The 26,083-nt window shown below is 55.6% G+C and carries 27 protein-coding genes, 2 tRNA genes and 2 pseudogenes; 13 read left to right on the top strand and 18 right to left on the bottom strand.

Going from position 1 to position 26,083, the window contains the following annotated elements; genetic code table 11:
* Nucleotides 1-3: 3 nt before the first annotated feature.
* The 3 genes from AC1ME2_RS27480 to AC1ME2_RS27470 all read right to left on the bottom strand — a co-directional run bounded on the left by AC1ME2_RS27480 (nt 4) and on the right by AC1ME2_RS27470 (nt 3,079).
* The gene (locus tag AC1ME2_RS27480; protein ID WP_480438376.1) at nt 4-696 is read right to left on the bottom strand and encodes a sensor histidine kinase; all 693 of its coding nucleotides are present in this window, start codon (nt 694-696) and stop codon (nt 4-6) included.
* Entirely contained in the window at nt 693-2,297 is a 1,605-nt protein-coding gene (locus AC1ME2_RS27475; protein ID WP_480438375.1) for a response regulator, read from the bottom strand. Before AC1ME2_RS27475 ends, AC1ME2_RS27480 begins: the two co-directional genes overlap by 4 nt.
* Nucleotides 2,298-2,641: 344 nt before the next feature.
* Complete coding sequence (locus AC1ME2_RS27470; protein ID WP_480438374.1) at nt 2,642-3,079, bottom strand: HPP family protein; 438 nt, start codon at nt 3,077-3,079, stop codon at nt 2,642-2,644.
* Here AC1ME2_RS27470 and AC1ME2_RS27465 point away from each other — a divergent pair.
* Together AC1ME2_RS27465 and thpR are read left to right on the top strand one after the other, a co-directional pair.
* Nucleotides 3,024-3,698, top strand: a complete 675-nt coding sequence (locus AC1ME2_RS27465; protein WP_480438373.1) for a TetR/AcrR family transcriptional regulator — start codon at nt 3,024-3,026, stop codon at nt 3,696-3,698. The genes AC1ME2_RS27470 and AC1ME2_RS27465 overlap by 56 nt on opposite strands.
* A gap of 46 nt (nt 3,699-3,744) precedes the next feature.
* Complete coding sequence (thpR, locus tag AC1ME2_RS27460) at nt 3,745-4,290, top strand: RNA 2',3'-cyclic phosphodiesterase (protein WP_480438371.1); 546 nt, start codon at nt 3,745-3,747, stop codon at nt 4,288-4,290.
* A 110-nt stretch (nt 4,291-4,400) separates the two neighbouring features.
* Here thpR and AC1ME2_RS27455 read toward each other — a convergent pair whose 3' ends face one another.
* Both AC1ME2_RS27455 and AC1ME2_RS27450 read right to left on the bottom strand, forming a co-directional pair.
* Nucleotides 4,401-5,318, bottom strand: a complete 918-nt coding sequence (locus AC1ME2_RS27455; RefSeq protein WP_480438370.1) for a site-specific integrase — start codon at nt 5,316-5,318, stop codon at nt 4,401-4,403.
* Between the two features lie 127 nt (nt 5,319-5,445).
* Nucleotides 5,446-6,051, bottom strand: coding sequence for an NADPH-dependent F420 reductase (locus AC1ME2_RS27450; RefSeq protein WP_480438369.1), 606 nt, complete (start codon nt 6,049-6,051; stop codon nt 5,446-5,448).
* A 205-nt stretch (nt 6,052-6,256) separates the two neighbouring features.
* On the opposite strand from AC1ME2_RS27450, the gene AC1ME2_RS27445 reads away from it, so the two are divergent.
* From AC1ME2_RS27445 to copD, 6 genes and pseudogenes are all read left to right on the top strand, one after another.
* Entirely contained in the window at nt 6,257-6,805 is a 549-nt protein-coding gene (locus tag AC1ME2_RS27445) for a cytochrome b (protein ID WP_480438368.1), read from the top strand.
* Nucleotides 6,806-6,897: 92 nt separating this feature from the next.
* Nucleotides 6,898-7,461, top strand: coding sequence for a tetratricopeptide repeat protein (locus tag AC1ME2_RS27440; protein ID WP_480442359.1), 564 nt, complete (start codon nt 6,898-6,900; stop codon nt 7,459-7,461).
* A 110-nt stretch (nt 7,462-7,571) separates the two neighbouring features.
* Nucleotides 7,572-8,054 (top strand): annotated as a pseudogene (locus AC1ME2_RS27435) (RNA polymerase sigma factor); the annotation flags it as partial.
* A gap of 6 nt (nt 8,055-8,060) precedes the next feature.
* Nucleotides 8,061-8,840 (top strand): anti-sigma factor family protein, encoded by a 780-nt coding sequence (locus AC1ME2_RS27430; protein WP_480442357.1) that lies wholly within the window; start codon nt 8,061-8,063, stop codon nt 8,838-8,840.
* Nucleotides 8,841-8,960: 120 nt separating this feature from the next.
* Nucleotides 8,961-9,338 (top strand): copper homeostasis periplasmic binding protein CopC, encoded by a 378-nt coding sequence (copC, locus tag AC1ME2_RS27425; RefSeq protein ID WP_480438367.1) that lies wholly within the window; start codon nt 8,961-8,963, stop codon nt 9,336-9,338.
* A gap of 4 nt (nt 9,339-9,342) precedes the next feature.
* Nucleotides 9,343-10,218, top strand: coding sequence for a copper homeostasis membrane protein CopD (gene copD, locus AC1ME2_RS27420; RefSeq protein WP_480438365.1), 876 nt, complete (start codon nt 9,343-9,345; stop codon nt 10,216-10,218).
* Between the two features lie 49 nt (nt 10,219-10,267).
* Here copD and acuI read toward each other — a convergent pair whose 3' ends face one another.
* Nucleotides 10,268-11,251, bottom strand: coding sequence for an acrylyl-CoA reductase (NADPH) (gene acuI, locus AC1ME2_RS27415; protein ID WP_480438364.1), 984 nt, complete (start codon nt 11,249-11,251; stop codon nt 10,268-10,270).
* Nucleotides 11,252-11,297: 46 nt separating this feature from the next.
* Nucleotides 11,298-11,933, bottom strand: coding sequence for an acrylate utilization transcriptional regulator AcuR (gene acuR, locus AC1ME2_RS27410; protein WP_480438363.1), 636 nt, complete (start codon nt 11,931-11,933; stop codon nt 11,298-11,300).
* 160 nt (nt 11,934-12,093) lie between these two features.
* Here acuR and AC1ME2_RS27405 point away from each other — a divergent pair, with 160 nt between their 5' ends.
* From AC1ME2_RS27405 to modC, 4 genes are all read left to right on the top strand, one after another.
* Entirely contained in the window at nt 12,094-13,170 is a 1,077-nt protein-coding gene (locus AC1ME2_RS27405; RefSeq protein ID WP_480438362.1) for an NAD(P)H-dependent flavin oxidoreductase, read from the top strand.
* An 86-nt stretch (nt 13,171-13,256) separates the two neighbouring features.
* Nucleotides 13,257-14,024 carry a molybdate ABC transporter substrate-binding protein gene (gene modA, locus AC1ME2_RS27400; protein WP_480438361.1) on the top strand — a complete coding sequence of 256 codons (768 nt, stop codon included), beginning with the start codon at nt 13,257-13,259 and terminating at the stop codon, nt 14,022-14,024.
* The gene (gene modB, locus AC1ME2_RS27395; protein ID WP_480438360.1) at nt 14,025-14,705 is read left to right on the top strand and encodes a molybdate ABC transporter permease subunit; all 681 of its coding nucleotides are present in this window, start codon (nt 14,025-14,027) and stop codon (nt 14,703-14,705) included.
* Nucleotides 14,706-14,709: 4 nt separating this feature from the next.
* Nucleotides 14,710-15,798 (top strand): molybdenum ABC transporter ATP-binding protein, encoded by a 1,089-nt coding sequence (modC, locus tag AC1ME2_RS27390; protein WP_480438359.1) that lies wholly within the window; start codon nt 14,710-14,712, stop codon nt 15,796-15,798.
* Here modC and AC1ME2_RS27385 read toward each other — a convergent pair.
* The 6 genes and pseudogenes from AC1ME2_RS27385 to AC1ME2_RS27360 form a co-directional block, all read right to left on the bottom strand.
* A complete protein-coding gene (locus AC1ME2_RS27385; protein ID WP_480438358.1) occupies nt 15,773-16,165 on the bottom strand; it encodes a helix-turn-helix domain-containing protein in 393 nt (130 codons plus the stop codon). The genes modC and AC1ME2_RS27385 overlap by 26 nt on opposite strands.
* A 158-nt stretch (nt 16,166-16,323) precedes the next feature.
* Nucleotides 16,324-17,160 (bottom strand): taurine dioxygenase, encoded by an 837-nt coding sequence (gene tauD / locus AC1ME2_RS27380; RefSeq protein ID WP_480438357.1) that lies wholly within the window; start codon nt 17,158-17,160, stop codon nt 16,324-16,326.
* Between the two features lie 76 nt (nt 17,161-17,236).
* Complete coding sequence (gene tauA / locus AC1ME2_RS27375) at nt 17,237-18,223, bottom strand: taurine ABC transporter substrate-binding protein (RefSeq protein WP_480438356.1); 987 nt, start codon at nt 18,221-18,223, stop codon at nt 17,237-17,239.
* Nucleotides 18,224-18,552: 329 nt separating this feature from the next.
* Nucleotides 18,553-19,032 (bottom strand): cupin domain-containing protein, encoded by a 480-nt coding sequence (locus tag AC1ME2_RS27370; protein WP_480438355.1) that lies wholly within the window; start codon nt 19,030-19,032, stop codon nt 18,553-18,555.
* A gap of 68 nt (nt 19,033-19,100) precedes the next feature.
* Nucleotides 19,101-19,490, bottom strand: coding sequence for a hypothetical protein (locus AC1ME2_RS27365; protein ID WP_480438353.1), 390 nt, complete (start codon nt 19,488-19,490; stop codon nt 19,101-19,103).
* Nucleotides 19,491-19,848: 358 nt separating this feature from the next.
* Nucleotides 19,849-20,085: pseudogene (locus AC1ME2_RS27360) on the bottom strand (transposase domain-containing protein); the annotation flags it as partial.
* Nucleotides 20,086-20,386: 301 nt separating this feature from the next.
* Between AC1ME2_RS27360 and AC1ME2_RS27355 the strand changes: the two are divergent.
* Complete coding sequence (locus AC1ME2_RS27355; protein WP_480438352.1) at nt 20,387-20,782, top strand: hypothetical protein; 396 nt, start codon at nt 20,387-20,389, stop codon at nt 20,780-20,782.
* A gap of 431 nt (nt 20,783-21,213) precedes the next feature.
* Here AC1ME2_RS27355 and AC1ME2_RS27350 read toward each other — a convergent pair whose 3' ends face one another.
* The 5 genes from AC1ME2_RS27350 to AC1ME2_RS27330 form a co-directional block, all read right to left on the bottom strand.
* A complete protein-coding gene (locus tag AC1ME2_RS27350) occupies nt 21,214-22,452 on the bottom strand; it encodes an ISL3 family transposase (protein ID WP_480437575.1) in 1,239 nt (412 codons plus the stop codon).
* A 70-nt stretch (nt 22,453-22,522) separates the two neighbouring features.
* Nucleotides 22,523-22,609: transfer RNA gene (locus AC1ME2_RS27345), tRNA-Leu, on the bottom strand.
* A gap of 138 nt (nt 22,610-22,747) precedes the next feature.
* Nucleotides 22,748-22,821: transfer RNA gene (locus AC1ME2_RS27340), tRNA-Cys, on the bottom strand.
* Nucleotides 22,822-23,170: 349 nt separating this feature from the next.
* Nucleotides 23,171-24,058: a Dyp-type peroxidase gene (locus tag AC1ME2_RS27335; RefSeq protein ID WP_480438351.1), complete on the bottom strand. Its 888-nt coding sequence runs from the start codon at nt 24,056-24,058 to the stop codon at nt 23,171-23,173.
* Between the two features lie 185 nt (nt 24,059-24,243).
* Nucleotides 24,244-26,001 (bottom strand): L,D-transpeptidase family protein, encoded by a 1,758-nt coding sequence (locus AC1ME2_RS27330; protein ID WP_480438350.1) that lies wholly within the window; start codon nt 25,999-26,001, stop codon nt 24,244-24,246.
* Nucleotides 26,002-26,083: the final 82 nt, after the last annotated feature.

The raw sequence follows: 26,083 nt of genomic DNA, 5'->3' as shown, positions 1-26,083 counted from the left end.
CCTTCAAGGAAGATAAATAATGAACTTACCGCCCCCCAACTTGCCACCGTTGGCCAGCTCGATATGCCCATGCACGCCATTGCGCTCGTGCCGCTTGGCGATGTGCGCAGCGAAATAGAGGCCCAGGCCCGTGCTGCCGCTGCTTTGATTGATACCCTGCACATAGTTTGACTGACGCTCAATCATCTGCGCTGGATACCCTGGGCCGTCGTCATTTATCGTCAGCACGAGCTGGTTTCCCTCCTCGTGAGCACTGATAAACACAGCGTGGCGCGCATAACGGATGGCATTGATGATGATGTTCGCCACTACCGAGCCGATCAGCTCGCGGTCGAAGAAGCCAAGCACACTAGAGCCCACGATCTCGTAGCTCGCAACAATGCCATGACTGTGCAAGACGTCCTGATGGCATGCCAGTTGAGCTTCGATAAAATCATCGAGTTCATGATAGTCGGGGCGCAGCGGCAGCTGATTGACGCCCAGCTTATACAACCCAAGCAGCTGCACCAGCATCCCGTTAAGGTGGGCAAATTCGTATTCGATGGCCCCATGTTCAGGGGTGCCTTGCTGCGCTTCGGGCATTCGCATCAGCCACTGACTGTGGGCGTGCATTAACGTCCCCAGGGAGTTCTTCATGTCATGCACGATGGAGGCAATCACCATGGAGAAGTCGAGGCACTCATCGTTATCACTCATGCGCCAAACGCCCTGCTCTGCAGTTTCTGGTAACGGTCATAACGTGGATCAGTATCAGGCATCATGCCGATCATTTTCAGGCACACTCGACACTCTTCAAGCTGGGTAGCCTCTGGCGTCACGCCCTTCGCGGGTAACAAGGACTGCGCCATGTTCAGCGCGATGCTGATGTTCTTCGATTGCAACGCCAGCGCACGCCGGAAAAAGTCCTGCGCTTCGGGGAGATTACCGGTTTTGTAACTGCGTACACCCTGAAGGTTGAGATCGCTTGCGGCCTTGCCCGCACCGAGGATCGCCGGGTCATCGGTCAGGAGGGAGATACCCTGCATGACCACTGGGTCATCTCCGTAGATTTCTGCGCAGCTTTTCAATATCCCTGCTCCAGCGTCCTCGTGCCCTAATTTCTGGAGCTGGCCGGCAACCGCTAGCGTCGCGTCGGCACTGAGAAAGTGATCCATGCCTTGAAGAATCGCCAGCGCCTGCGCGGTCAGTTTCGCCGCAGCGTCAGGATCCGAAGACTGCAGGCTGGTTGCTTTCATCAAGCGAGTGCGCAATTGCAGCCCCTGATCGTTACCGTACTCTTTCGCAACGTCGCCCAACGTCTGATTGATTTCCACCCGGGCTCGAGCATCCAGCCCCGAATCACCATTCTTGCTGATCAGTGCTTGTGCCAGTCCGAGGTTGCTCTCCGGATCCTTGAAGCGAGAATACTGCCCTTGGGACACTGCATGGCGATAAGCCCTGGAGGCACTTTCAAAATCTTCGTTACCCAGCGCCAGCTTGCCCAGCAATCTTTGCCGACGCACAGCCAATGGCGACAACCGCACCGCGCTCTCAAGCACACTTTGGGCGCGCCGGGCGTCACCACGGGTAACTAACACATCGGCCAGACCATCGTAGAGCGTCGGGATCATAGGGAAGGCAACTATTGCCGCCTCGTAAATCGCCTGCGCCTCGCTGACCTTGCCGCGCTTGAATAATAATTTACCCAGCCCCGCGTAAGCCCACGGCGTAGCACGGTCGGCCAGAATCGCCTTGAGAAAGCTTTCCAGCGCCTCGTGCTGATTCAGATCGCGCAAGGCATCGGCTTTGTAGCGTTGGCAGAGGGGAGCAAAGCGAATGTCCTGCTCCGTGAGGCTGGCACAGGCCGCCAATACTTCAGCAGGCTTGCCGCGATCAAGCGCCTGGAGAATCGGTTTGAGCAACGTCTTACGCTGGTCAAGCTTTTCAAGACGCTGGGCCAGACCGGCGCGGTTGAACGGTTTGGTCAGATAGGCATCCGGCTCCCATTCAAGGGCGCTCATCACCATGGCCTGGCTGTTCTCGGCGGTGACCATGACGAAAACACTTTCATGGCTGATCAATTTGTCGGTCATCAGGTCTTCAAGCACCTGCTGACCATTTTTCTTACCGTCACCAAAATTGAAATCATGCAGAATAAAGTCGTAGCGCTTTTGCGCGCACATGAGTAGCACCTGCTCCCCCGTATCGGCGGTATCTACTTCCACAACGCCCAGTTCGCGCAGCATGGACCTGACCGAACTGCGAAAATCGGAGAAATCATCGGCTATTAGAAACTTTTTTTTGTTGTACGCCAGCATCGAGATTCCTGTCATGGGAAGTAAGAGGAGGAGCCCAAATGCAAATACCCATGCAAGGGCGGGTTCAGCTTCGCTGCCCATATCGGCGCGCACATAATAACCAACGGCAATAGGCCATCAAGCGGCTTTACACAGCTATGCTATCTCTCCTGCTTACCGCATCGCAATGACATTAATCCAAGAGCCTCCCCGCGTGCAGGAAAAAACTATAAGTGCCTCAGCCACAAACGGGGTTATGGTCAATTCGGACAGGAGAAAGGTAGCTTGCTATCGACCCGCAACTGACGCGTTGCAGACATGGGTTGTGAAGCCTGCGCTTTAAAGATGCTGCTGGATAAACCATTTTATAACCAGTATTTCGGATAGCTATTACGACTGCGCGCATTGTTCAGACACCACGCAACCGCGACGACCACTATTGAACCTGCCACTACTGGCGTGACTAGAAAACTAACAGGCGCACTGATGGCTAACACCACCAGCGGGTTAGCGCCTGCGGGAGCATGGAGGGTTCGTGTTTGTTGCATGGCGACAAGCGCTAATCCAACGGCAAGTGCCCCCGCCCACCACGAATTTCCCAGTGTATGTAAAACCAGGAGCCCAACTATTGTCGAAACAATGTGCCCTCCAATTATATTACGAGGCTGGGCTAGCGGAGATTCAGGCAACCCAAAGGCAAGCACACAACTCGCGCCAAAGGACGCCATGATCCAGGGTGCCCCTGACATGAGGCTGAGCCAACCGGTTGCACCGATTGCAATGACAGCTCCGATGAAGGACATGAGGCTGAAACGCAATGAGGGCGATGGTGGAGCACTCGACTTGAACTCCAGAAAGAGGCCCATGGAAATGAGTACATCCGACAATATCAGCGAGTCAGCTCTTCGATTGTTCTACCGCCAGGGTTATCACGCCTCCGGGGTGGAGCAGCTAAGCCAGGTAGCAGGGGTTACCAAGAAAACGCTCTATCGTCACTTTCCTAGCAAAGAGCATCTGATCGAAGCTGCTTTACACCGTCGAGACACAGAGCTCATGACAAAAATGAGAAGTGTGGTGGAAGCTGCTTCCTGTCCGCAGCGCCCGTTGGCATACCTCGACTTCATTGCCTCATGGGCTCAAGAATCGGACTTCCATGGTTGCGCATTCATTAATGCGTCTGCTGAATACAGTGGCCACACTGATCAACCTCACCTCTTGGCAAAGATGCACAAGCAACAGGTTCTCGCCTATTTGGGAGAAGTCTGTACGAATGCAAAACTCAAGCAGCCGTGCATCGCAGTGAGGCAGCTTTTCTTGATCGGTGAGGGATTGATCGTTGCTTGCCAGGTTAATGGCGCCTCCGAGGATCTTATTGACGCAGCCCGGGGCATGGTGTCGATGCTGACAACCATAGAACGCTAAGAAGGCATAAAATCGCTGCGTTCAGCCCAACGTGGAGGGCCAAGGAATGACGTATAGAGCTCGGGAGCAAGGCGAACTGCTCAAGCGTTTATTTTTCGCCCTGCCCTGCGCAGAGGCACAACGTCGGGCCATAGCCCAATGGCGGAGCGCTCTTGAGCTAAGTAGCGGGCGCCCAGTGCCAGCGGAAAACTTTCATTTGACCCTGATGTTTCTGGGATCTGTCGCCGTGACGCAGATTCCGGGCATCTGCGCTGCCGCCACAAGTGTTCGAACGCCAGGCGGGAGTTTGACCATACCTCTCGACCGCCTGGATGTATGGCATCGAGCCGGCGTTTTGTTACTCGCTCCAGCGCAGACGCCACTGGTTTTGCGTCAATTGATCTACGCCTTGCAACAGGCGCTGCTACCGCTTGGGTTTGTGGTCGCCCCTCGGGAGTTTCGCCCTCACTTGACCTTGATGCGGGACTATCGAGCCCCTATCCCTGAGTCCAATACTCCACCGAACTTTCACCTGAGTGCCAGACACTTCACTCTATTCGAGTCGCATAAAGGCCACTATCGGCCGCTGGCCGAATGGCCACTGGTTCCGTAATCGCGTCCGACCGTCCCATTTGAATGGCTATCGCCGGTTACGAATGGCAGGAATTGGCCGATGCCACTACCCCCAGACACGCCTGCGTAGAGGCTGACACACTGGCCACCTTAAAGATCAAACTGATCAATCGCCCGACGCCGCTCGTTGTCGCCACGCATGTCATAGCTGGCGGTGGTCGAGATGTTGGTGTGGTGCGCCAGTTTTTGCGCAATGGATAAATCGTGCTCTTCGATCACCCGAGTGATGAATGAACGACGAAAATCATGAGGCATGATGTCCATGCCGATCTGCCGACCGCGCTGCTTGGCAATGAAGTAGATCGCGTGCTTGGTAATCCGCTCGCGGGTGATGTGGCTGCCCCGGCGGATACGATTGAACAAAAATGTATCGTCGCTCTGACCTTCGGGCAGGCAGGACCGCCGCAGTTCCAGCCAGTCGTTGAGGACCGTAAACGCCCAGGACGGCGCGTACTTGATCAGCTGTTTGTTGCCCTTGCCCGTAACCTGCAAGCTGCGCTCGGCGAAGTCGATCTGTGCGAGGTTCAGGTTCACTGACTCGGATTTGCGCATCCCTGATCCATACAGAATCGCGATGATCGCCGCATCGCGTCGTCCTTGTGGCCGTGGGTCGGCCGCACAAACGTCCATCAACTCCCGAACCAGCGTTCGCCGAATATTTTTACCCTTGGTAAGGCGCGACCCCGCAGTGGGTTTGACCGAGCGCATCTTCAGCAGATGCTCATGGCTGATCAGGCTTTGCCGCCAAGCTTCGTTGGTCACGCCGCGAATGGCATTCACGTACAACGATGACGTGTTAGGCGCATAGCCATCTTCGCGAAGCGCAGCGACCAGCGCGATGACATGGCCGGGCTGCAATTGATGCCAGGGCACCTCGTGGATGTCCACCTCGACGAAGCCCAGACGATCCGCTGCGTCCTGCAGTACATATTTCATCGTCAACTGGCTCGACGGCGCCAGCCGCGCCAGGTAAAGCGCCAACGGATTCTGTACCTCTGGCAGCGACATGGACAACCTGTCTGAGTGATTTAAAAATGCCACTCTACACCACAATGTCTGCCGCTAACCAATTGAAGGAAAAGGCAATTTTATAGTTGCACAGCGCTTCGAATCGCGGGCCGTGTGCACACCTGGGTTATCGACCATCGGCCTTCAACAACTCTACCCCATTGAAGACGCTCCCCAGCTGCATCAGTCGGCCGCCACCGTTGAGCGCACCCAGGTCCATAGGCGCCAACCCTATGGATTCGATCAGCCCGGCGACCAACGTCTTGGCCTTGGCATCATCGCCGGCCAGGAACGCCACACGCTTGTAGCCACTGGGTACATCGAAGAAAAATCCAGCAATGGGTAAGGTATTGAACGCCTTGACCACTTTAGCGTCGGGCGCGAGACCGGCGACGATTTCACTGCCACTGTCTTCACCCAGGTCCGCAACTCTGAAATCAGGGAAGTAGTTGAGAAAAATATTGGTCGCATCAATCAGAATGCGCCCTTCCCACTTCGGCAACGCCTGTAAGGCATTTGCGACATTGAACCAGGGAATCGCCAACACGACGATTGGGCAGGCAGCGGCCTGATCCAGGGTGCCCGCTTTTGCCTTGGGCCCCAATTTATGAATCAATGACGCCAGACTCCCAGGACCTCGGCGGTTACTGAGCACCACGTCATGCCCTGCTTGAATAAATTCTGCGGCCAGTGTTTCACCAACGGCCGCGGCTCCGATCATCCCGATGTTCATAGGTCTACCTCACGGCTGCATAATAAATTCATGGACTTTGCTGGTCTAAGCAAAAAAATTATAGCCGTGGAATACACAGTCGTTATTAGTGTGGTACTCCTATTTCTGGCACAGGCGCTCTACTTATAAAAAAACCACCTAGCGCTTTTACAAGTTAGTCCTCAACATTGAGGACTAACTGACATATCACTACAGAGGGTTGACCATGCCTACCGCTTCGAATGCTGAACGCTACGACCGACTGACCCGTACTTTCCATTGGCTAACGGTGGCACTGGTAATTTTTTTATTCGCCAGCGCACAGATCTGGGACAGCCTTGAAAAAGGTACGGCCCTGCGTAAAGGCCTGCAATCGGTACACATCTCGTTGGGGATTGCGCTGGCGGCGCTGATCGTTGCGCGTATTGCATGGCGCTTGTTGGGTGGCAATCGGTTGCCAGTGATTACATCCAGGGTGACTCATCTGCTGGCAAAGCTGGCGCATCTGGGCCTTTATGCGTTGCTGCTGGCGCAGGTGGTACTGGGGTTTGGTTTTCGTTGGGCACAAGGCGAGCCGTTCACCTTCTTTGGCCTGTTCTCGGTACCGGCCCCCTTTATCATCGATCATGAACTGCGCGGCACGCTGGGCAACCTGCATGAGACTGTGGCATGGGCAATCATCATCCTGTCCGGACTGCATGCCTGCATCGCCCTCGGGCATCACTACCTGCTGAAAGATTCGACGCTACGCCGCATGCTGCCGGCCGGGCGATAAAACCTGTACAACCAATGAATAAATTCACCCGCACACGTGTTCTCTGATTACCACTGTCTTCTTCCAGTGCATTGTTATCAGGAGCAACGATGATGAATATCTGCAGAGCCACACCCCCTGCTCGCCATCACTCCGTATGGTTTCTTGCCGGTTGCCTGACGGCCGCGCTGTTGAGCAGTCAGGCGCAGGCTTCAGGCGGAGGCGGAGGTAGCTCGGCACCCTCCAAGCCGAACTGCCAAAAAGGGCAGGTCTTTGATAAGAAAAGCAGGGCCTGCGTCAGCCAGCAGAGCAGCCTTACGCCTGACGCCGACCGCACTGACTACGCTTACCGCCTGGCCAAGGCCGGTCGTTACGAAGAGGCGCTGTCACTGCTCGATACGCTCAAAGAGCCAAACACCGCTAAATCCCTCAACTATCGCGGCTATGCCACGCGCAAATTGGGGCGCACCGACGAAGGCATCGGTTATTACCTGAAGTCAGTGCAGCTAGACCCTAACTACGCGCAAGTACGCGAATACCTGGGCGAAGCCTATGTCATCAAGGGCCAACTCGACCTTGCGAAGGAGCAACTGGCAACGATCAAAACGCTGTGCAGTACGACGTGCGAGGAATATCGTGATTTGGCCCACGCAATCAATCACTCCTCAGGGTCGTGACTGGCAGCGGGCTTTTTTGGCCCGGTTCGATTTGGGTTATCACTGCCCGGGGCGTTTCGGAGGCCGTCATAGCAAGCGACATTGAGATCAGGACCGAACTTGGCCAGTACTTGGCGCGTTTGTGGCGCTATGGCTGGGTGCTGTCCCGTCAGAGGCATGTAGCCGATGACCTGGTGCAGGCGACCTGTGTCCGGGCACTGGAGCGTGCCGAGCAATTTGTGCCCGGCACGCGTATTGATCGCTGGCTGTTGTCGATCATGCATTCGATATGGCTTAACGAAGTTCGTGCACAGCGTGTACGTCAGGGCCAAGGCTTCGTCGATGCCGAAAGCACCTTGTCGTTCGATGGCGAAGACCTAGCGCAAAACCATGTCCTTGCCGGTCAAGTCATCAAAAGGGTCAACGCCTTGCCTGAAGCCCAGCGCGAGACGGTGTTTCTGGCGTATGTCGAAGGACTGTCCTATCGCGAAGTGGCCGAAATTCTTAACGTACCCATCGGTACTGTCATGAGTCGTTTGGCCGCTGCGCGCCTGAAACTGGCCGAGACAGCCCTCCCCCACGCCGCATCCAGCGCATCGACAGGAGACAGGAGACAGGCGATGAATGACCACAATCCGCAGCGCACGCCTTCCGATGAGATGTTGGTGGCCTACCTCGATGGACGACTGGAAGCCGATGAGCACGCTCGTATTGAAGCCGCGATTCGCGCAGACGAGACCCTTGCTGAACGCTTCGACTACCTGTGCCGTAGCGACCTGCCCTTTCAAAGCGCCTTTGACAGTGTGCTGACCAAAGCGCCAACTCAGGAGCTGCAGGCCATGCTAGCTGCATTGCCGTATCCGGCTTCTACGCCACGTTTGCAGTTGAGCCGCCGTAGTTTTTTTGCCGCTGCAGCCGGCTTCATGATTGCCGGCGTGGTGGCTGACCGGCTGTTCCTTGACTGGCGGACGCCAACCCACGGCTGGCGTGCACTCGTGGCCCAGTACATGGCGCTGTATACCCCACAGACGCTGGAAAACCTGACAGACGACCCTGTCTTGCAGAGTAAACAGCTTGCAGCAGTGAGCGCGCAGCTCGGCTTGTCTCTGGACTCATCTTTAGTGGCGCTGCCTGGGCTGGAACTCAAGCTCGCGCAGATCCTCGAGTACGACGAGGTACCTATCGCCCAGATCACCTACCTTGATCCGAACCTAGGCCCCATGGCGCTGTGCATCACCCGCTCCATCAGCGGTGAAATGATGCCAGCCACCGAAAAACGCTTGGGCATGAACGTCGTGTTCTGGTCCGATTCAACGCATGCATTCATGCTGATCGGGCATAGCCCGTTCGATGAGCTGAAGACGATGGCGCAATTGATCCGGGCTCGGCTGGCAGCCTAGCGCTATCCCCTGAGGCTGTGACGACGCCTGCGCGGATTTCTTGTCTGGAATCGGCCGCCCGTTTCTGGTTTATTAGAAAGCATCGCTTAACGATCCAGCCCTCTGAAAAAGGTATTTTGAATGTCTGCCCCGCTTTTCAAGAAAGTCCTGACATCGTTCGCCCTGCTTATCTCCGTCGCCAGTGCCACCTTCGTCTTTGCCCACGCTCATCTGCAAAGTGAAGAGCCCGCTGCCGACAGCACCACCGCAGCCCCTAAGGATCTGCGCCTGAATTTTTCCGAAGGTGTCGAGGACAAGTTCACCAAAGTCAGCCTCACCACAAACAGCGGCAAAACGGTGATCGTGAACAGCGTCGCGACCGATCCCGTCGATAAAAAAGTTTTGATTGTTACGCCCGCCACCCCCATTGCTGAGGGTGAATACAAGGTGGAATGGCACGCAGTGTCCGTCGACACTCATAAAAGTGAGGGTGCGTACTCCTTCAAGGTAAGCCCGTAATTCGATGTCGAGCGCACTGATCCTGTGCCGATTTGTGCACTTTGCCGTGGTGCTGTCACTGTTCGGAATCTGTTTGTTCAGGACATGGCTATTCCGACCGTTGCTGATCAAAGCAGCAACAGCCCCGGTGGATGCGAAGCTCACGGGGCTGCTGCGTTCGTTGTCGTCAGTGGCGTTTGCCAGCGGCGTGCTGTGGCTCGTGTTGACGGCCGGCAACATGGCCGGCAGTTGGCAGGACGGTCTTGACCCCCAGACCTTGAGGCTAGTGCTTAACAACACATTTTTCGGTCAGGTCTGGCGTTGGCATCTGCTCCTCTGCGCGCTCCTACTGATCAGTGTGGGTTGGCGACGGTGCTCTTCACCCAATCTGCGGCTGGTACTGACTGCATTGCTACTGGCAACACTGGCCCCGGTCGGGCACGGCGCAATGTTCGACGGACTCAGCGGCGAACTGCTGATGCTCAATCAGTTGATTCACCTGTGCTGCGTCGGCGCGTGGCTCGGCGGGCTATTGCTACTGTCATTGCTGCTGGCGCAACCGTCTGCCGGAAACGCTCAGCGCCTGCTTCGACGTTTCAGCGGCATCGGTTACGGTCTGGTGGCGGCGATCATCATCACTGGGTTGATCAATGTTCGAGTGATAAGTGGCGCCGTTTGGCCTGAGCCTGCGTTTTCCGGGTTTGGGCTGATACTGCTGATCAAGGTCTCTCTGGTGCTGTGCATGCTGCTGCTGGCCCTGTTCAACCGACTGATCCTTAATAGCAAAACCAATCGGCTCAACGTTCTGCGTGCCAGCGTGGCCCTCGAATGCCTGTTCGGTATGGCCGCCGTTGCAGTCGTGTCATTGTTGGGCACATTGCCGCCAATGCTCACTATTTGACAGCCATCAGAGAGCGCGAGGCAACGCCATAGCGCACCGTCGATTCAGCTCAACGGTTAACGTCAACCACCACTCTGCCGCGTACTTTACCGGCCATCAGCTGCGGCGCGATGGCGATGACTTCGCTGAGACCAATTTCCCGACTGATCAGAGGCAACATCGACAGGTCCAGATCCGTCGCCAGACGCGCCCAGGCTTCCAAACGGTCTGCACGTGGCCGGGTAACACTGTCGATGCCGGCCAATGTAATGCCCCTAAGAATGAACGGCGCCACCGACCCCGGGAACTCCATGCCTTGAGCCAAACCACAGGCCGCGACGGTGCCACGATAGCGAATGCCAGCGCAAACGTTGGCCAAGGTGTGGCTGCCCACAGAATCAATCGCTGCAGCCCAGCGTTCCTTGGCCAATGGCCGACCCGGCTCAGACAGCGTGGCACGGTCGATGATTTCGGCCGCGCCTAGTTGCTCAAGGTAAGCGCTTTCAGCCATGCGCCCGGTGGAGGCCACGACCCGATAGCCCAACTTGGCCAGAATCGCGATGGCAAAACTACCGACACCGCCGTTGGCGCCGGTCACTAGCACATCACCCGAGTCGGGATGGAGGCCGTTTTTTTCCAAAGCGATGATCGCGAGCATGGCGGTATAGCCAGCCGTACCAATGGCCATGGCTTGCGCCGGGGTGAACGCCTTGGGCAGCGGGATCAGCCATTTGCCTTCAAGCCGGGCTTTTTCAGCCAGGCCGCCCCAATGCCCTTCGCCCACACCCCAGCCGTTGAGCAGTACCTGATCGCCCATCTGGAATTCGGTATCGCTGCTCTGTTCCACAGTCCCCACCAGGTCGACGCCCGGGACCATCGGAAACTTTCGCACCACCGGCCCGTCACCCGTCAGTGCCAGGCCATCCTTGTAATTCAGGGTGCTGTAAGACACCCGCACAGTGACGTTGCCCGGAGGCAGTTGCTTTTCGCTGATTTCGGTAAGCGTTGCCCGATATCCTGCGTCGTCTTTTTCGATCAAGATGCCTTTGAACATAGCTGCCTCCGATATAGACCGATCGTCTAGAAATGGATCAAAAAAATCATTGCGGCAATCCGCGAAGAAAACCGGCAATGAAGGTATTCAATGGAGCATCGCTCTGAATCAGGCGTGCGCGCAGTACTGCGCCCTCCCAGCCAATCCAGAAAAACGCCGCCAACTCTGCGCAATTGGCGTCAGAAGAAAGCTCACCGGCTGCTTGGGCCGCTTCCAGGCATCGCGTCAGTTGCATCTGCCAGTCCAGGAAAATGCTTTCCAGAATCTCGCGAAACCCGTCAGGCAAAACACTGATTTCCTGTCCCATGTTGCCGACCATACAACCGCGCCGGTAGCCATACCGAGCCATGCTGGTTTTAGCGTCTTGGACGAAGCCGGCCAAACGCTCCAGTGGCGACATCGACTCATCCAGCAGCCAACGATCCAGTTTGCGTGAAAAGAAGCTGGCGTAGTTGTCCAGCACCGCACGGCCAAAGGCCTCTTTGCTTTCAAAATAGTGATAGAACGAACCCTTGGGTACACCAACGCGCTTGAGAATGCCGTCGATGCCGGTCGCCATGAAGCCCTGCTCGGTCAGCACCTCAGTGCCGCAACGAATCAGCGCTTCGCGGGTTTCAAAATTTTCCCGATCGACTTTGGGTGGACGGCCTGGCCGCCTTGGTTTTACAGGGAGTATCGTCATGGACGGAATATTAGACCGATCGTCTTTTAAGTCAATACGACTTCTGAGTCTGCCTCACATGGAGCAAAAAAAGTAATCTACACACAATGTCTCAGTTGCAACGTGTGCCCCTTGCCCGTGCAATAGATGCCTGTCTGTCGTTTTATATAAGGAGAAGACCATGAGCACGTGGCCTGATAGCCGCATTCTTGACTTGTTTGGTGTTGAACTGCCCATCGTTCAAGCCCCCATGGCCGGATCAAGTGGTTCAGCGATGGCCATTGCCGTCGCTAACGCTGGCGGTCTGGCATCCTTGCCCTGCGCCGCGCTGAGCCTGGATCAGGTCCGCGAAGAAGTGGCGTTGATCCGCCAGAACACCAGCGCCCCGCTGAACCTGAATTTCTTTTGCCACCAACCACCCGCAGCAGACCCGGCCCGGGACGTTAGCTGGAAAAACACGCTCAAGAACTATTACACCGAGCTGGGTGCCGACTTCGAAGCGCCAACGCCCGTGTCGGCGCGTGCGCCCTTCGATAACGCCAGCTGTCATCTGGTTGAAGAGCTGAAGCCCGAGGTCGTCAGCTTCCATTTCGGTTTGCCGGAGCAAGCGTTGCTGGATCGGGTCAAAGCTACCGGCGCCAAGGTCATTTCATCTGCTACCACTGTCGACGAGGCTGTCTGGCTGGAGCAGCACGGGTGTGACGCGATCATCGCCATGGGTTATGAAGCCGGAGGCCACCGTGGGATGTTCCTCAGTGAGGATCTTTATACCCAGGTCGGCACCCTGGCGTTGGTGCCACAGGTGGTGGACGCCGTCAGCGTGCCGGTGATCGCGGCGGGTGGCATAGGTGATGCGCGAGGTATTGTTGCCGCATTCGCGCTGGGGGCATCGGCTGTTCAACTGGGTACGGCCTATCTCTTCTGCCCGGAAGCCAAGGTGACCGCGCCGCACTACCAGGCGCTGCGTAGCGCCAAGGAAAGTCAGACAGCCTTGACCAACCTCTTCACCGGAAGGCCGGCACGGGGCATCGTCAATCGGATCATGCGTGAGCTGGGCCCTATCAATGATGCCGCGCCCGCGTTCCCGCTGGCAGGCGGCGCATTGATTCCCCTACGCGCCAAGTCCGAGCCGCAAGGCAGCGGCGACTTCATGAATCTCTGGGCCGGTCAGGCGGTTGGACTGAAGCATGAGTTGCCAGCAGGCGTATTGACCCATCTGCTGGCCGCTCAAGCGCTGGAACAATTGACCAGACGTTGAGATGATTAGCCGCTATATACTCTGGTATATAACGTTGACTGGCAGACAGTCACCGGCCCTCATCCACACATACTATGGAAGCCTTTATGCGCAATGGACCCCTTGGCGTCATCCTCAAAACCCTGACGGCTGTAAGTGCCTTGTTGGCCATGAGCGTAGCCTTCGCCGACGAAGTACACGTGGCGGTTGCTGCCAACTTCACTGCACCGATTCAGGCCATCGCCAAGGATTTTGAGAAAGACACCGGGCATACACTGATCACAGCCTACGGTGCCACGGGCCAGTTCTATGCCCAGATCAAAAATGGCGCGCCGTTTGAAGTGTTCCTCTCTGCCGATGACGCCACCCCGGCCAGGCTGGAAAAAGAAGGCAACACTGTTCCAGGTTCTCGCTTTACCTATGCTGTCGGCACCTTGGCCCTGTGGTCTGCGAAAGAAGGTTATGTCGACGACAAAGGCGCCGTGCTCAAAGCCAACCAATACCAGCACCTGTCTATTGCCGATCCAAAAGCGGCTCCTTACGGCCTGGCAGCCACTCAGGTGCTGGAAAAGCTCAAGCTGACCGAATCGACCAAAAATAAAATCGTGACTGGCCAGAATATTACTCAGGCGTTTCAGTTCGTTTCCACCGGCAATGCTGAGCTGGGCTTCGTCGCGCTGTCGCAAATCTACAGGGACGGCAGGATCACCAGCGGTTCGGCGTGGATCGTGCCGGCAAACCTGCATGACGCAATCAAACAAGATGCGGTCATCCTCAACAAAGGCAAGGACAACGCTGCCGCCAAGGCGTTGGTTGAATACCTGAAAGGACCCAAAGCGGCCGCGGTGATCAAATCGTTCGGCTATCAGCTTTAAATGCCCCTAAACAACGACGATCTCGCGGCAATCTGGCTGACGCTGAAACTGGCGTCGTTGACCACGGTTATCCTGCTCCTGATCGGCACGCCCATTGCTTTATGGCTGGCGCACACCCGCTCGTGGCTCAAGGGTCCAGTGGGTGCCGTCGTTGCGCTGCCTCTGGTGCTACCGCCAACCGTCATCGGTTTCTACCTGCTGCTGGCTATGGGGCCAAATGGCTTTGTCGGACATTTCACCCAGAGTATCGGGATTGGGACATTGACCTTCAGTTTCCCCGGACTGGTGATAGGTTCGGTGATTTACTCAATGCCCTTTGTCGTGCAGCCGTTGCAAAACGCCTTCGCGGCCATCGGCGTGCGGCCTCTGGAGGTCGCGGCCACCCTGCGCGCCAATCCATGGGACACCTTCTTCAGCGTGATAGTGCCACTGGCCAAACCTGGCTTTATCACGGGTGCCATTCTTGGCTTTGCCCATACCGTGGGTGAGTTTGGCGTGGTGTTGATGATCGGCGGCAATATCCCGGGGAAAACCCGCGTGGTGTCTGTGCAGATCTACGACCATGTCGAGGCGCTGGAATACCTGCAAGCGCATTGGCTGGCCGGGTCCATGCTGGTGTTTTCTTTCCTGGTTTTGCTGGTGCTGTACTCAAGCGGCAAAACCAAAACAAGCTGGAGTTGAGCCAATGACCTCGCAGATATATGTGCGCCTGCAAGTGGCTTACCCCGGCTTTACCCTGGATGTGGACCTTACCTTACCGGCCCGTGGTGTCACGGCGCTGTATGGCCACTCCGGCTCTGGCAAAACTACCTGCTTGCGCTGTATCGCCGGTCTGGAAAAAGCGCGTGAGGGCTTCATCCAAATCAATGATGAAGTCTGGCAGGACAGCAGCAAGGGCATTTTCCTCGCCCCACATAAACGTGCGCTGGGGTATGTGTTTCAGGAGCCTAGTCTCTTCCCGCATCTGTCGGTAAGGGGCAACCTGGAGTTCGGCCTGCGGCGCATTGCAAGCAACCAGCGCCAGGTGCAATTGGATCAAGCCACTGCATTGCTGGGTATCGATCACCTGCTCGATCGCCGCCCGGACAAGCTTTCTGGCGGCGAGCAGCAACGCGTAGGCATCGCTCGCGCCCTATTGACCAGCCCACGCCTGCTATTGCTCGATGAGCCACTGGCAGCGCTGGACGCCAAACGTAAAAGCGAAATCCTGCCGTACCTGGAACGTCTTCACGATGAGCTGGACATTCCCATGCTCTATATCAGCCACTCCCAGGACGAAGTCGCACGTCTGTCCGACCATATTGTGGTGTTAAGTGAGGGCAAAGCCCTAGCCTGCGGGCCCATTGGTGAAACCCTGGCACGCCTCGATCTGCCGATGGCGACAGGTGACGATGCCGGCGTGGTGATCGAAGGCATCGTTAGCGCTTATGACCCCAACTATCAGTTGCTGACCGTGCATTTACCTGACAGCAACTTGAACGTTCGCGTCGCGCATTCACCCATGGACATGGGCAAAACCTTGCGCTTTAAGGTGCAGGCCAGGGACGTAAGCCTGAACCTGCAAGCCGATGGGCAAAGCAGCATTCTTAACCGCTTGCCGGTGACCGTCGTCAGCGAAATCGCTGCCGACAATACCGCACATGTACTGGTACGCCTTGACGCGGCTGGAACGCCGTTGCTCGCGCGCATTACCCGTTACTCTCGTGATCAACTGCGCCTGTATCCCGGTCAGCACCTCTGGGCACAGATCAAGTCGGTAGCGGTATTGGCCTAGAACATAAGTATTGATGAGTCGATTTACCGTTCACTTCATAGGTGGTCGACAACTCTTCAATCCTCAACAGAAAGTGATGGACCGCGTGCTGAACCTCCACGAACAGCGCATCGGGCTTGTCAGAGCGCGTCACTTTGCTCAACACGTTATCGACCGTAACGCGTGGGCTACGCGTGCTCGTCAGCACATACAAAACATCGACTCCAACGCTCGCGAGTGCGGCCAGGTAATCGGCCTTTGGCACACGCTCGCCACTTTCGTACTTGCCTTGTGCATTTGCTGCAACGCCCCCCAGAAGCCCAATCTCCCTCTGCGAATAGCCTAACCGCTTACGCTCTTGTCTGATTCTGGAACCCATCTCACTCATTGATCTGACTGCCTTAGTGACACTGATCAGCAAAGTTTCTCAAAAAATTTTGCTGATTTAAATATTCACATTTGCCCAAGACATGACTGTTGGTCGGAACAGTACGCCCACGACGCAGCGCACAAACGATACAGCTATCCATTTGAATACCGAACCCGCTAATTGAATGGCTTGTCGCCAAGAATGGTCGCACGGTGCATCACTCGACGCTGCGGCCGGTAGTCATCAACCGCGTAATGCTGGGTCACACGGTTGTCCCAAAAGGCAACGTCGTGAGCTGCCCAGCGCCAGCGTAGGGTGAACTCCGGTCGGCTGACGTGGCTGAACAACAGGGCAAGCAGGGCTGCGCTCTCGGCGGCTTCCAGTTCATTGATCCGCGTGGTGAACCCATCGTTGACGAACAGCGCCTTGCGCCCGCTCACCGGGTGGGTGCGGATCACTGGGTGTGACAACGGGGGGTGATCGCGGCGGGTCTGTTCATACCGCGCCAAATCTTCCGGCGTGCTGCCAAAACGTTCGAGGGGGAATGACTTGGTGAAGTCGTGACTCGCAGTCAGCCCGTCGAGCATGTTTGCCAGCGGTGCGGACAATGCTTCATAAGCGGCGATGCCGCTGGTCCAGAGTGTGTCGCCGCCAAACGCGGGTACCTGTTTGGCGCTGAGTATCGCGCCCATGGCCGGGGCGGCGAGAAAGGTCACGTCAGTGTGCCAGGAGGCGTTGTCGCGCAAATCGGTAACGTCGGTATCGAGCAGTAACAACTCGGGGTATTCCGGCACATTGGGGTAAAGGGGATGGATGTGCAGGTCGCCGAAACCGGCAGCAAAACGAACATGCTCAGCAGGGCTCAATGGCTGGTTTCGAAAGAACAGCACCTGGTACTGCAACAGTGCATGTTCGATCGCCGCGTACTGTTCAGCGTCCAACGGAAGACTGAGGTCCAGCCCCTCTATTTGGGCACCGAGCGCCGGGCTGATGGGGGTAATGGTCAGGCTCATGATCAGGCTCGAACGGTGTGCGAGGCTTGCCAAGCACGAGGGTGGATGCGAGGCCTCACGGCCACGCAATTGAGTGTCACTGGGTAATGAATTTCGCGCTAACGTAAGACGAATAGTCCGGCAGCACACTGTCGATTTTCCCCTGTTCCTTGAGGAAAGCCGCCGTCTGCGCGATGTCTTTGACGGTGCCGCCACCCAACAGCGCGTCAGACGTTTGCTCCTGCGCCGTGGGGAAGTGCGAGCCTTCCAACAGTTCCGGGATGTCTGCCGGGTTAGCGCCGGTAAATTGGGCGATTTTTTGTACCTGGACTGAGTCGGGCGTCCATTCAGCTTTATGCGCGTCGTAATCAGCGATGGCGTCCAAACTGACCTTAGCAAAGCGGGAGACCACCTCCGGGTGCTTTTCGGCAAAATCTTTCCGCGCGACCCACACTTCGAACGTCGGCGAGCCCCATTGGGAAACTTGGCCAGCGTCGGTGAGGATCTTTCCGGTTTTGCGGATTTCACCCAGCGCTGGTGACCATGTGAATGCCCCATCGATGTCGCCGCGTTTCCACGCCGCTGTAATTTCCGCAGGGCTCAGGTTCACCACTTTTACTTTGCTCGGGTCGATGTTCCAGTGCTTGAGCGCGCCGAGCAGGCTGTAATGCGACGTCGAGACAAATGGCGTGGCAATGGTCTTGCCAATCAGGTCTTGCGGCCCATTGATGCCGCTGCCATTACGAACCACCAGTGCTTCAGAACTCTTAATCTGCGAGGTGACAATAAACGCTACCAGAGGGACTTTTCGCGACGCGGCGGCAGCCAATGGGCTCGATCCAAGGTTACCAATCTGCAAGTCCCCCGAGGCAATCGCCGCCACCACCGCTGGCCCCGCATCGAAACGCCGCCAGTCAATTTTTTCACCGATGGCTTTGTCGTATGTCCCGTCGGACATGGGCAGTTTTGTCGGATCTATTCCGGTGATATAGCCAATAGTCAACTGTGCGGCGTGAGCGCTAAGCGCCAAACCGGACAGCGTTAGCGCGGCCAATAACGTGCGGGTGAACGAAGGGATAGACATGAGTAAGCCTTGTCGAAAATGTTGAATTAAGGATGGCTGAATTCAAGTCATCGAACGTGAGAAGGATGGCTTACTCTGGGGCGGGTATCGGCGCAGGTCATCGGATCTCGAAAGTATCATCATTCGATGTCTATATAACTTTCGGTGGTCCGGTATGGAGAATTTAATACGTTTAGATCTAACGACGAAATATTATTTTGGAACTAGCTTAGAAGGCTGGCTAGGGGCTCCCGCCAATTGGCGGAGGGGAGTTACTCATTTGTCGACGCTAAGTACTGAAGCAGAAGCCCGTTTCGTCTCGTTACCGAAAGCGTTGGCGGGACGATGACCTAGTAGGGACTGCCATCTTTGTGATTAAACAACCACTGTCCGTCTGCTTGCAGCGCCACCTCAACATCATCGTTGGGGTAACTCACTGTATCGCCTGATGCACGATCACCCATCTCCAGAATCACACAGTCATGTTTAGTGCGGTTCTCAAGATGGTGCGGGGTTGTACCTGCCGCAAACCCCGCCACCATGCCGGGCCGCAGCCTGGTTTCACCTGCATCGGTGAACAATGTGGGTTCGCCCTCGATGACGTAGATGAACTCGTCCTGCCGAGAATGGCAATGGTGCAGCGCGGATACCGCGCCAGGTGACAGACGAGTCAGATTTACACCAAAGTTCTTGATGCCGAAAACATCGCCAAGTGGATGCTTGATTCTACCCGACATAAGCGAGGCGAACGGTTCAGGGTAACTGCTCGGTTTGGCCCGTTTCGGAGCGTCAGTTGCCGAAATGGCCGTTGGATTTTTTATGGATGACATCGACTGTTCCCCTGTCTCACGTGAGCGTCAACCTTCCCGCATTGCGCTGAGCACAGGCAAGCGGTCAGCTAAGAAATGTTGATTATCCGCAGCAAACGCCGAACATCATCAACCGACCGCAGCTTGATGGTCCACTCCCCGTCAGGCTTGTCATTTATCTCGCCAAACTCTGCGGATAACGCTTTAAGCGAATGATGCTCAGTCTTGAACGATGGCAGCCGAAAGCAAAACAGAAGCCAATTATGATTGGACACGAAGCTGAAGGGACAGCTTCCATCGGACGCAGAAAAAATCCCAATGGATCTCTTTAGCTCGCCCTGCGACTTGGGAGCGCAATCATAGTTTTTCATTGCGGAAATCGCGCCAACCAGAATGCAAAACGCCTCCCGCACTTGCGGGCTTTCAATGGACGAGTAGCACTCAACGTATTTCGCTGCATCCAGAGCACCAGTGATCATCTGACTCTCTCCTAGGTTTGTCCCCTCTTCCAATCTAGCACCATCCATACCAGTTGGAGCCATCCCCATGCTTGGAGCTTAAAACCGTCCTCGCAAGTGCTACCCGTCGAATGAGAAACATCCTGTAATCCTGTAGGACTTGTCCGTAGCTGATGACCATGCATTCAATAGGATTTCCATGGAGTATCACTATGCCAGTCGTACAAATCATCCTCATGGCTATTTTCGGAGTGGCAATCATTGCCTGGGGCGTTCACCTGGATATGAAGAACCATAAAAAAGAAAAAGCTGAGCGATCCGTGCCGGACGAAAGTAGACGGTGAGCTATCCGAACTTGCGTTTTTTCGCAAGTTGACGCAGCCAAACCTTCGGCACAAATATTCAATCGACGAGCAACCTCAATAATCGGCTCGACTCTAAAGAACGCCATGCCCACTTCCAGCCAAAGCACCCTGTCAGAAGGCAGGCGTCGGCAACGGATCGTCGCCTTATCGGCAAGCGTGGCGGCAACCTCGATCCATTCTTGAGGGATGTGGTCAGTTAGCACCTCAAGCCACGACAGAGCCCTCTCGGTGAACTCAAGAACAGCGTTCAAATCCTGCGCTACGGGCGTAAAAAAATCCGGAATCCTTATCAGATTGCGGATTTTCCTGCTGTCCGAGGATTAGTCAACAACCCTTAAGTGAACAGCATTGCGCACGCGGCGAGCGTTGGATACCGAGTCGCCACATCCCTGTGGTTGACTTCGATGTGTGGGCCGGGCGCGCATAGGAAAATGACAATGGAGCCAACGAGGATGGCCGACTGTCGTTTAATTGCGTGGGCTCATGGTGATCCTCAGACTGCATGCCTAGGCTCTAACAAGTTTCCATCGTCAACATAAGGTGAGGTACTACATGAACCTAAAAGGCTTGAGTTACACGTTGGTGACCCTTGCGCTAGCGGGCTGCGCCTCCTCAGGAGATCATATCGTAAAGCCCATAAGTCCTTCAGCTGTGGCTTTAGATGACGCTCAGATCCGCAGCACGCTCATCGGCAACAAATTGAAGGATATCGCCGCCAATGGGAATCCATATTCTATGAGCTTCAATGCTGACGGCACCGATATTTATATGATGTCAGGATCAGAACCGCAGTTAGAGCACTGGACAGTCAAAGATGGAGTGATTTGTTTCGTTATGCCCGAGGACCCAACTGAATGTTATCGGCTCAAAAAGAACAGGGATGACTACTGGCTGGTAAATCCAGATACCAGTGAAGTGTATTACAGCTACACCCTGGCTCCCCAATGAGGAGCGAAAAGGCACCCGTATAGTAGGCAGAAACGAAAAGCTCGGCGCTGGGCCGGACAGCGTTTGATTATCTCAATTTATGTTGAGGTGGGTACGCAGAGATGGCCAGTTGCGCCATAGAGACCTGAAGCGAGTTATTTTTTACCTTTTCGGTAAGATAATTTTCAAAATAACGTCGACCTCCCGCTCACCGCCCTCCCCCCAGGGCAATTGCAGAGACAAGAGCATGGCAGCTGTCGAGAAACGCTATCGATGCGATTGAGCCGCAGCACGTTCGCCAGTATCTGCGCTGGAGGCAGTCGGCATCCGCGAACGCAAGGGCAAGAAAGTAGCCCCTACCCGATAAATTGCGGACCAACTTAAAAATTGCGGACCAGAAACGAACAAGGGCCTACCTGCAATAACGGGGGCTTCACCGGATCAAGTGGGTGTTATGAGTTTTGGAGACGTTCAGGGTATAAGTCCAAACCACCAAAATGAAAGTAAATGGCATTGCGAAAACGCTCCCGATTTCGAAACCCGCAAGAGCGTTGCTTGAGCCGTTGAATGCGTGCGTTCATGCTTTCTGCATGCCCGTTATGCAGGTTCAACACGATGGCGTTGACGATGCCCCAAAGTCGTCGCTTGATCGTTTTGGCGACTTTCCACATCGGTGGCAGCCCACTCTTCAAGGCCCACTCCAGCCAGTGGTTCCACTGTTGTTCGACCTCATCCCGATCCTTACCTCGCCACAACTGCATGGCCAGATCCTTGATCGCCCACGCTTTGGCTGTACGCAACGAACCCTCTCGCAACGACTCGAAGGTTGCCTGTTGTCGCTCGGTCAGGTTCTCGGCCCGCTTGAGCCAGACGTATTTCGTGTTCTTGAGCACCGTGGAGCCGGCCTTTAGCAGCTCGCGGTTTTCCATATGACGCACTCTGTCCAGCGCCTCACTTAACAGCTTGGCCACATGGAACTTGTCGAACGCTATTTTGTGCATGGCATCCGGAATATGACGCTGGGTCGCGCTGATAAAGGCGGGCCACATGTCCATCGAAACGCCCGTAATAGCTTGCTTTTGGTCGCTATTGAGCTTCGTATAAAACGCTTCCAGGCTCTGGGTGAGGTTGCCGTCTTCCACATGCAAGACCTTACCCGTTGCGGGGTCGGTCACCACGGTGACGTACTCGCGACGCTTTTGAAACGAAGTCTCGTCCACACATATCTGGGTCGGCGATAACGGTTTCCGACGCGCCAATCCGCGCCTTACGGCACGAGCCATGATTCGGTCAATGCTGCCCCAGCTCATCTGGAGTTGACGCGAGATCGCCTGAATACTGGCTTCCTGGATCCAGTTGATCACCAATGCTTCAAACATCAAGGTGAAACCTGAACCCACGTCTGCCCACGGAACCTCGGCGGTCACCACGCCATGTTCGGCGCAATGCACTCTGGGGATTTCAGCTTCAAGGATGGTCACGAACTGACACGTATCAAGATGCCGCCAACGACGCTTGCGTTTGTCATAACGCGAAGCGGGTAGGCCACATTGCGGGCAGGTAAACGCAGCAGCATCAGACACCCCAACGCCGACAACGACTTGCCCCAACGTTCGGTCAAGGTTAACTGCGACCACTTTCCACGGTGCCTGGAGCCCAAGGATTTGGGCGTATAAATCGATATCTTTCATGGGTAGGAGGATAGATTACCCACTCAAAACGGTGAAGCCCCCAATAACGCATGTAAGCCCTTGTTTTATATGGTGCCCGAAGCCGGGGTCGAACCGGCACGTCCTTACGAACGAGGGATTTTAAGTCCCTTGCGTCTACCAATTTCGCCATTCGGGCGGTAGCGCCAAGTGCAGGGAATATATACACCCTGCCTTTGTGAAGCAAGTTTACTGGCTGCGCATTTACGACAAGATTTTGCGCGTGAGACCAATAAAAAAGCTCCGTAAATCATGGATCTACGGAGCTTGTTTATGATGGAGGCCGAGGTCGGAATCGAACCGGCGTAGGCGGATTTGCAATCCGCAGCATAACCATTTTGCTACTCGGCCCCAAACGCCCCATGTCGATTTAGCTGACATTGAACGCGTACAAATTTGAGCAGCAGACGAAAGCCTAGCTAACGACCCAACCCTTTGATCTCACAAGCCGCTTAAACGAAAGCGCCTGTGCTGATGGGCGGCATTATGGACAAGAAGATCGATCTTGGCAACCCCCTGAATTCTAAAAGATTTAACGCACGCATGCTCTTGCACGACAAAGCCCCGCTGACAACTCGATAATTCTGCGTACCTGTTTACTCTCAAAATATTCATAGCCAGCAAGACAACGGATTGCTCAACGGTATGTTTCGGACCCACATCATCTCGAGGGACGTTGCAGATCCTCATTTTTTGGCTGTTATCCTGCCCTGAGCGCACTCAGATCAAGACAACCGTCCTTCAGCGGTGGGCACCAGTAGTAGCCCCCGGTAAGGGGGCGGCTAAAGCGATAGAGGCCGTCGACAATTCCGTCATCGAGTCCACTCATGCGCCGCAATTGGGCTTCGAAAGCGTCGAGGGAGTGACCGAAGGCGAGGAATACCAAACCGGCCTGCCGGCCGTCTGACCAAGGCATGGAGCGACGCACAACGAAAGCTTCAGGGGTGAAACTTTCTTGGGCGGTACGCTTTACATGTGCTGACTTCGGAGCGCTCTCCAGTTCTTCGTTATCGCTTTTTCGGCGACCCATAATATGGTCTTGCTCCAACTGTGGCATGGCGGCAAAACCATCCAGGTCATGCTGCCACTGCTGGATGGCGGCGAAGCTACCACCTTGCTGTCCCGGGATACCATTGCTGACCACAGCCGCCTGTGTAGCCGCGTCGTCATGTGGGTTTTCGGTGCCATCTTCGTAGCCGGTCAGGTCATGGCCGGTCTTGTAGCGGAACGCTTCGGTCATCTGCACCAGGCGCAGTGCCGGCGCCACCGCTGCTTCTAGTGCTCGGCTGCGATGCAGCAGTTCACCCCGGTCCTCACCGTGCAACCAACACCAAAGCGCGTGCTGGGTTGATGGATTATCCACGCCAGGGCCACTCAATGCCGGGAACACACGTAAGCCCTCAACCTGACTCCCCATTGCGCGCACAAGCGACTCACCAAAGCCGACGACCGTTCTTTTTCCGTCTGCCAGTTGCGCCAGTTTGTCGAGCGCAGCTGGCAGGGCTTCTACGGACTCAAGGGCAAAAAATAAATGGCGTGCCTGTAAGGGCACTGGCGTGGCAAGAATGCCAGGCTGGTAGCTACTCATGTAAACCTCTCCAGAAAATGACACGCGTGATAATGGCACCTTCAACCATGCACTGGAACGTCTGCACCTCGAACTCAACCAGGACAACCTGATCGATCCGAGCGCCTGAGTCACAAATGACGAGGCGGCGGCTGTCCGCATCAGACATGTCGCTCTCGTTATTTGAGCTGCCAGTGCCAAGGGTTTTATAGCTTTTTTTGCCGCGTCGCCAGAGCGGGAAGCCCTCCTCGCGGCAACGCTGAAACGGACAACTCTAAAGGTTGATTCAGTGCCCGTAGCACGCCGTTATCGTACCCGTATACGTCGGGTTTAAACGTTACTCGGCCATCCTCACTCAGGCCCACGGTCCAATAGGCGAGTAGCACAGGCACTTTAAGGGGGAGCCTGATATTTGCTGTATTGCCGTTGGCTAATTGTGTCTGAATGGCGGCGGCGCTCCAACGAATCGGGTCGTTAAACAACAGTTCTACCAATTGAAGCGGGTTTTCAACCCTGATACAGCCTGAACTCGTCGCGCGGCGTACTTGGGCGAACAAGTCTCGATGCGGCGTATCGTGGAGATACACCGAATAGTCATTCGGAAAGCGTATTACAACTTGACCGAGGGAGTTGTCCGGGCCCGCATCCTGGCGCAGCGTAATGCCACGCGGGTTGTGCCAATCGATAGTTGATGGATCTACGATCACCCCGTGACTATCAAGAGCACGAATAAGGTGGGCGTCAAGATAATGAGGGTCTTTTAATACCTTGGGGAGAATGTCCTTGATAAGGATGGTCGGTGGAACTGTCCAGGTCGGATTGAACGTGACGTACGTAATCTCGGATTGAAATACCGGAGTACTGCGGAACGGTTTACCCACCTGCACGCGAGAGCGCCAGATGGCCTTACCGTTGCGGTAGAACGCGATCTTGTACCCGGCGATATCGACAACGACGAAGGTTCCCTGAAGTTTATACAATAGCCACCGTGCCCGCTCCATGTTCACTCGAACCTGGCCTATCCGCGCCTCTATGGGGATATTCAGCGCCGCGAGGGTCGCCACGCCCACCGCACCGTCCACCGGGAGGTATTGCTCGGCTTGAAATTTTTTAACCGCCAATGTAACGGCTTCGTCGTAGTCAATCAGTGTTGCCATTTGCTCATCCAGATAGCCACCCGCCGTCAAGCGTGCGCGCAATACTGCGACTGAGGGGCTGACCACGCCTGGCTTAAGTACCTGCCCTGCAGGAACCAGCGGCCAGCCACCGGAATCTCGAACCCGGCGCAGTTGCGCTAACCCCTCTCGTAAACTGCCGTAAATCGCATCTTGTGGCGGCGCTTGTTCGAATGCACGCGCTACGCGATGGGCTTCCACTGCATCGAAGAAAACCTTGAGATCTTCACGAGGGTCGACGCCGACTGGATCGAAGTTCCAGTGAATTTCCAGGCGAGAGGGATCGACTTTTCCACGCCGGAGCTGGAGCAGCGCCGTAATGTAGGTACGGGTGGCCGCAATATCAAACCTCGCGCGTTGTGCAGGGGCTGGCGCGGCTGCATGCATCAGCGCTTCGGCCTTGGTCAGCTCATCAATACCGAAATCACCAGGGTCCAGGCCGTCTTCCTTAGTTTGTTTCAGACTTTTCAATAGCTGGGCTACATCGCTATCGTTCGTCCAGGCAGCACGAAAGCTTCGCTGAGCATAAAAATCGACCACCGCGCGACTGACTTCCAGGCGTTGGTGGTGGGGTTGGGCTGCGGGTAGAGGGGCAGAAGAAGTTAAGCCTGCGGGGACGAGAATTGCCTGGATCGTCTGGGCGACCTCGTCGGCCGGCGCAACGTCGCTGACGCTGTGTGATAGAGTTATTAACGACACAGGCAAAGGTTGTGCTGTCGCTGAGTTGCTTATCAGGACGCCCATAAAGAAGACGCGGCTTAACATGGATAAGTTTGATAGTTGCCGCATGGATATCCTTGGTGTCTTGTCTCGGTGAAAGGCTGGCAGTCTTAACACTGCTAAACGCGTATAAATGGCCATGAGATAACGT

This window comes from Pseudomonas sp. ASL9 (assembly GCF_056680335.1).
This window is presented reverse-complemented; position numbering and strand designations above follow the sequence as displayed.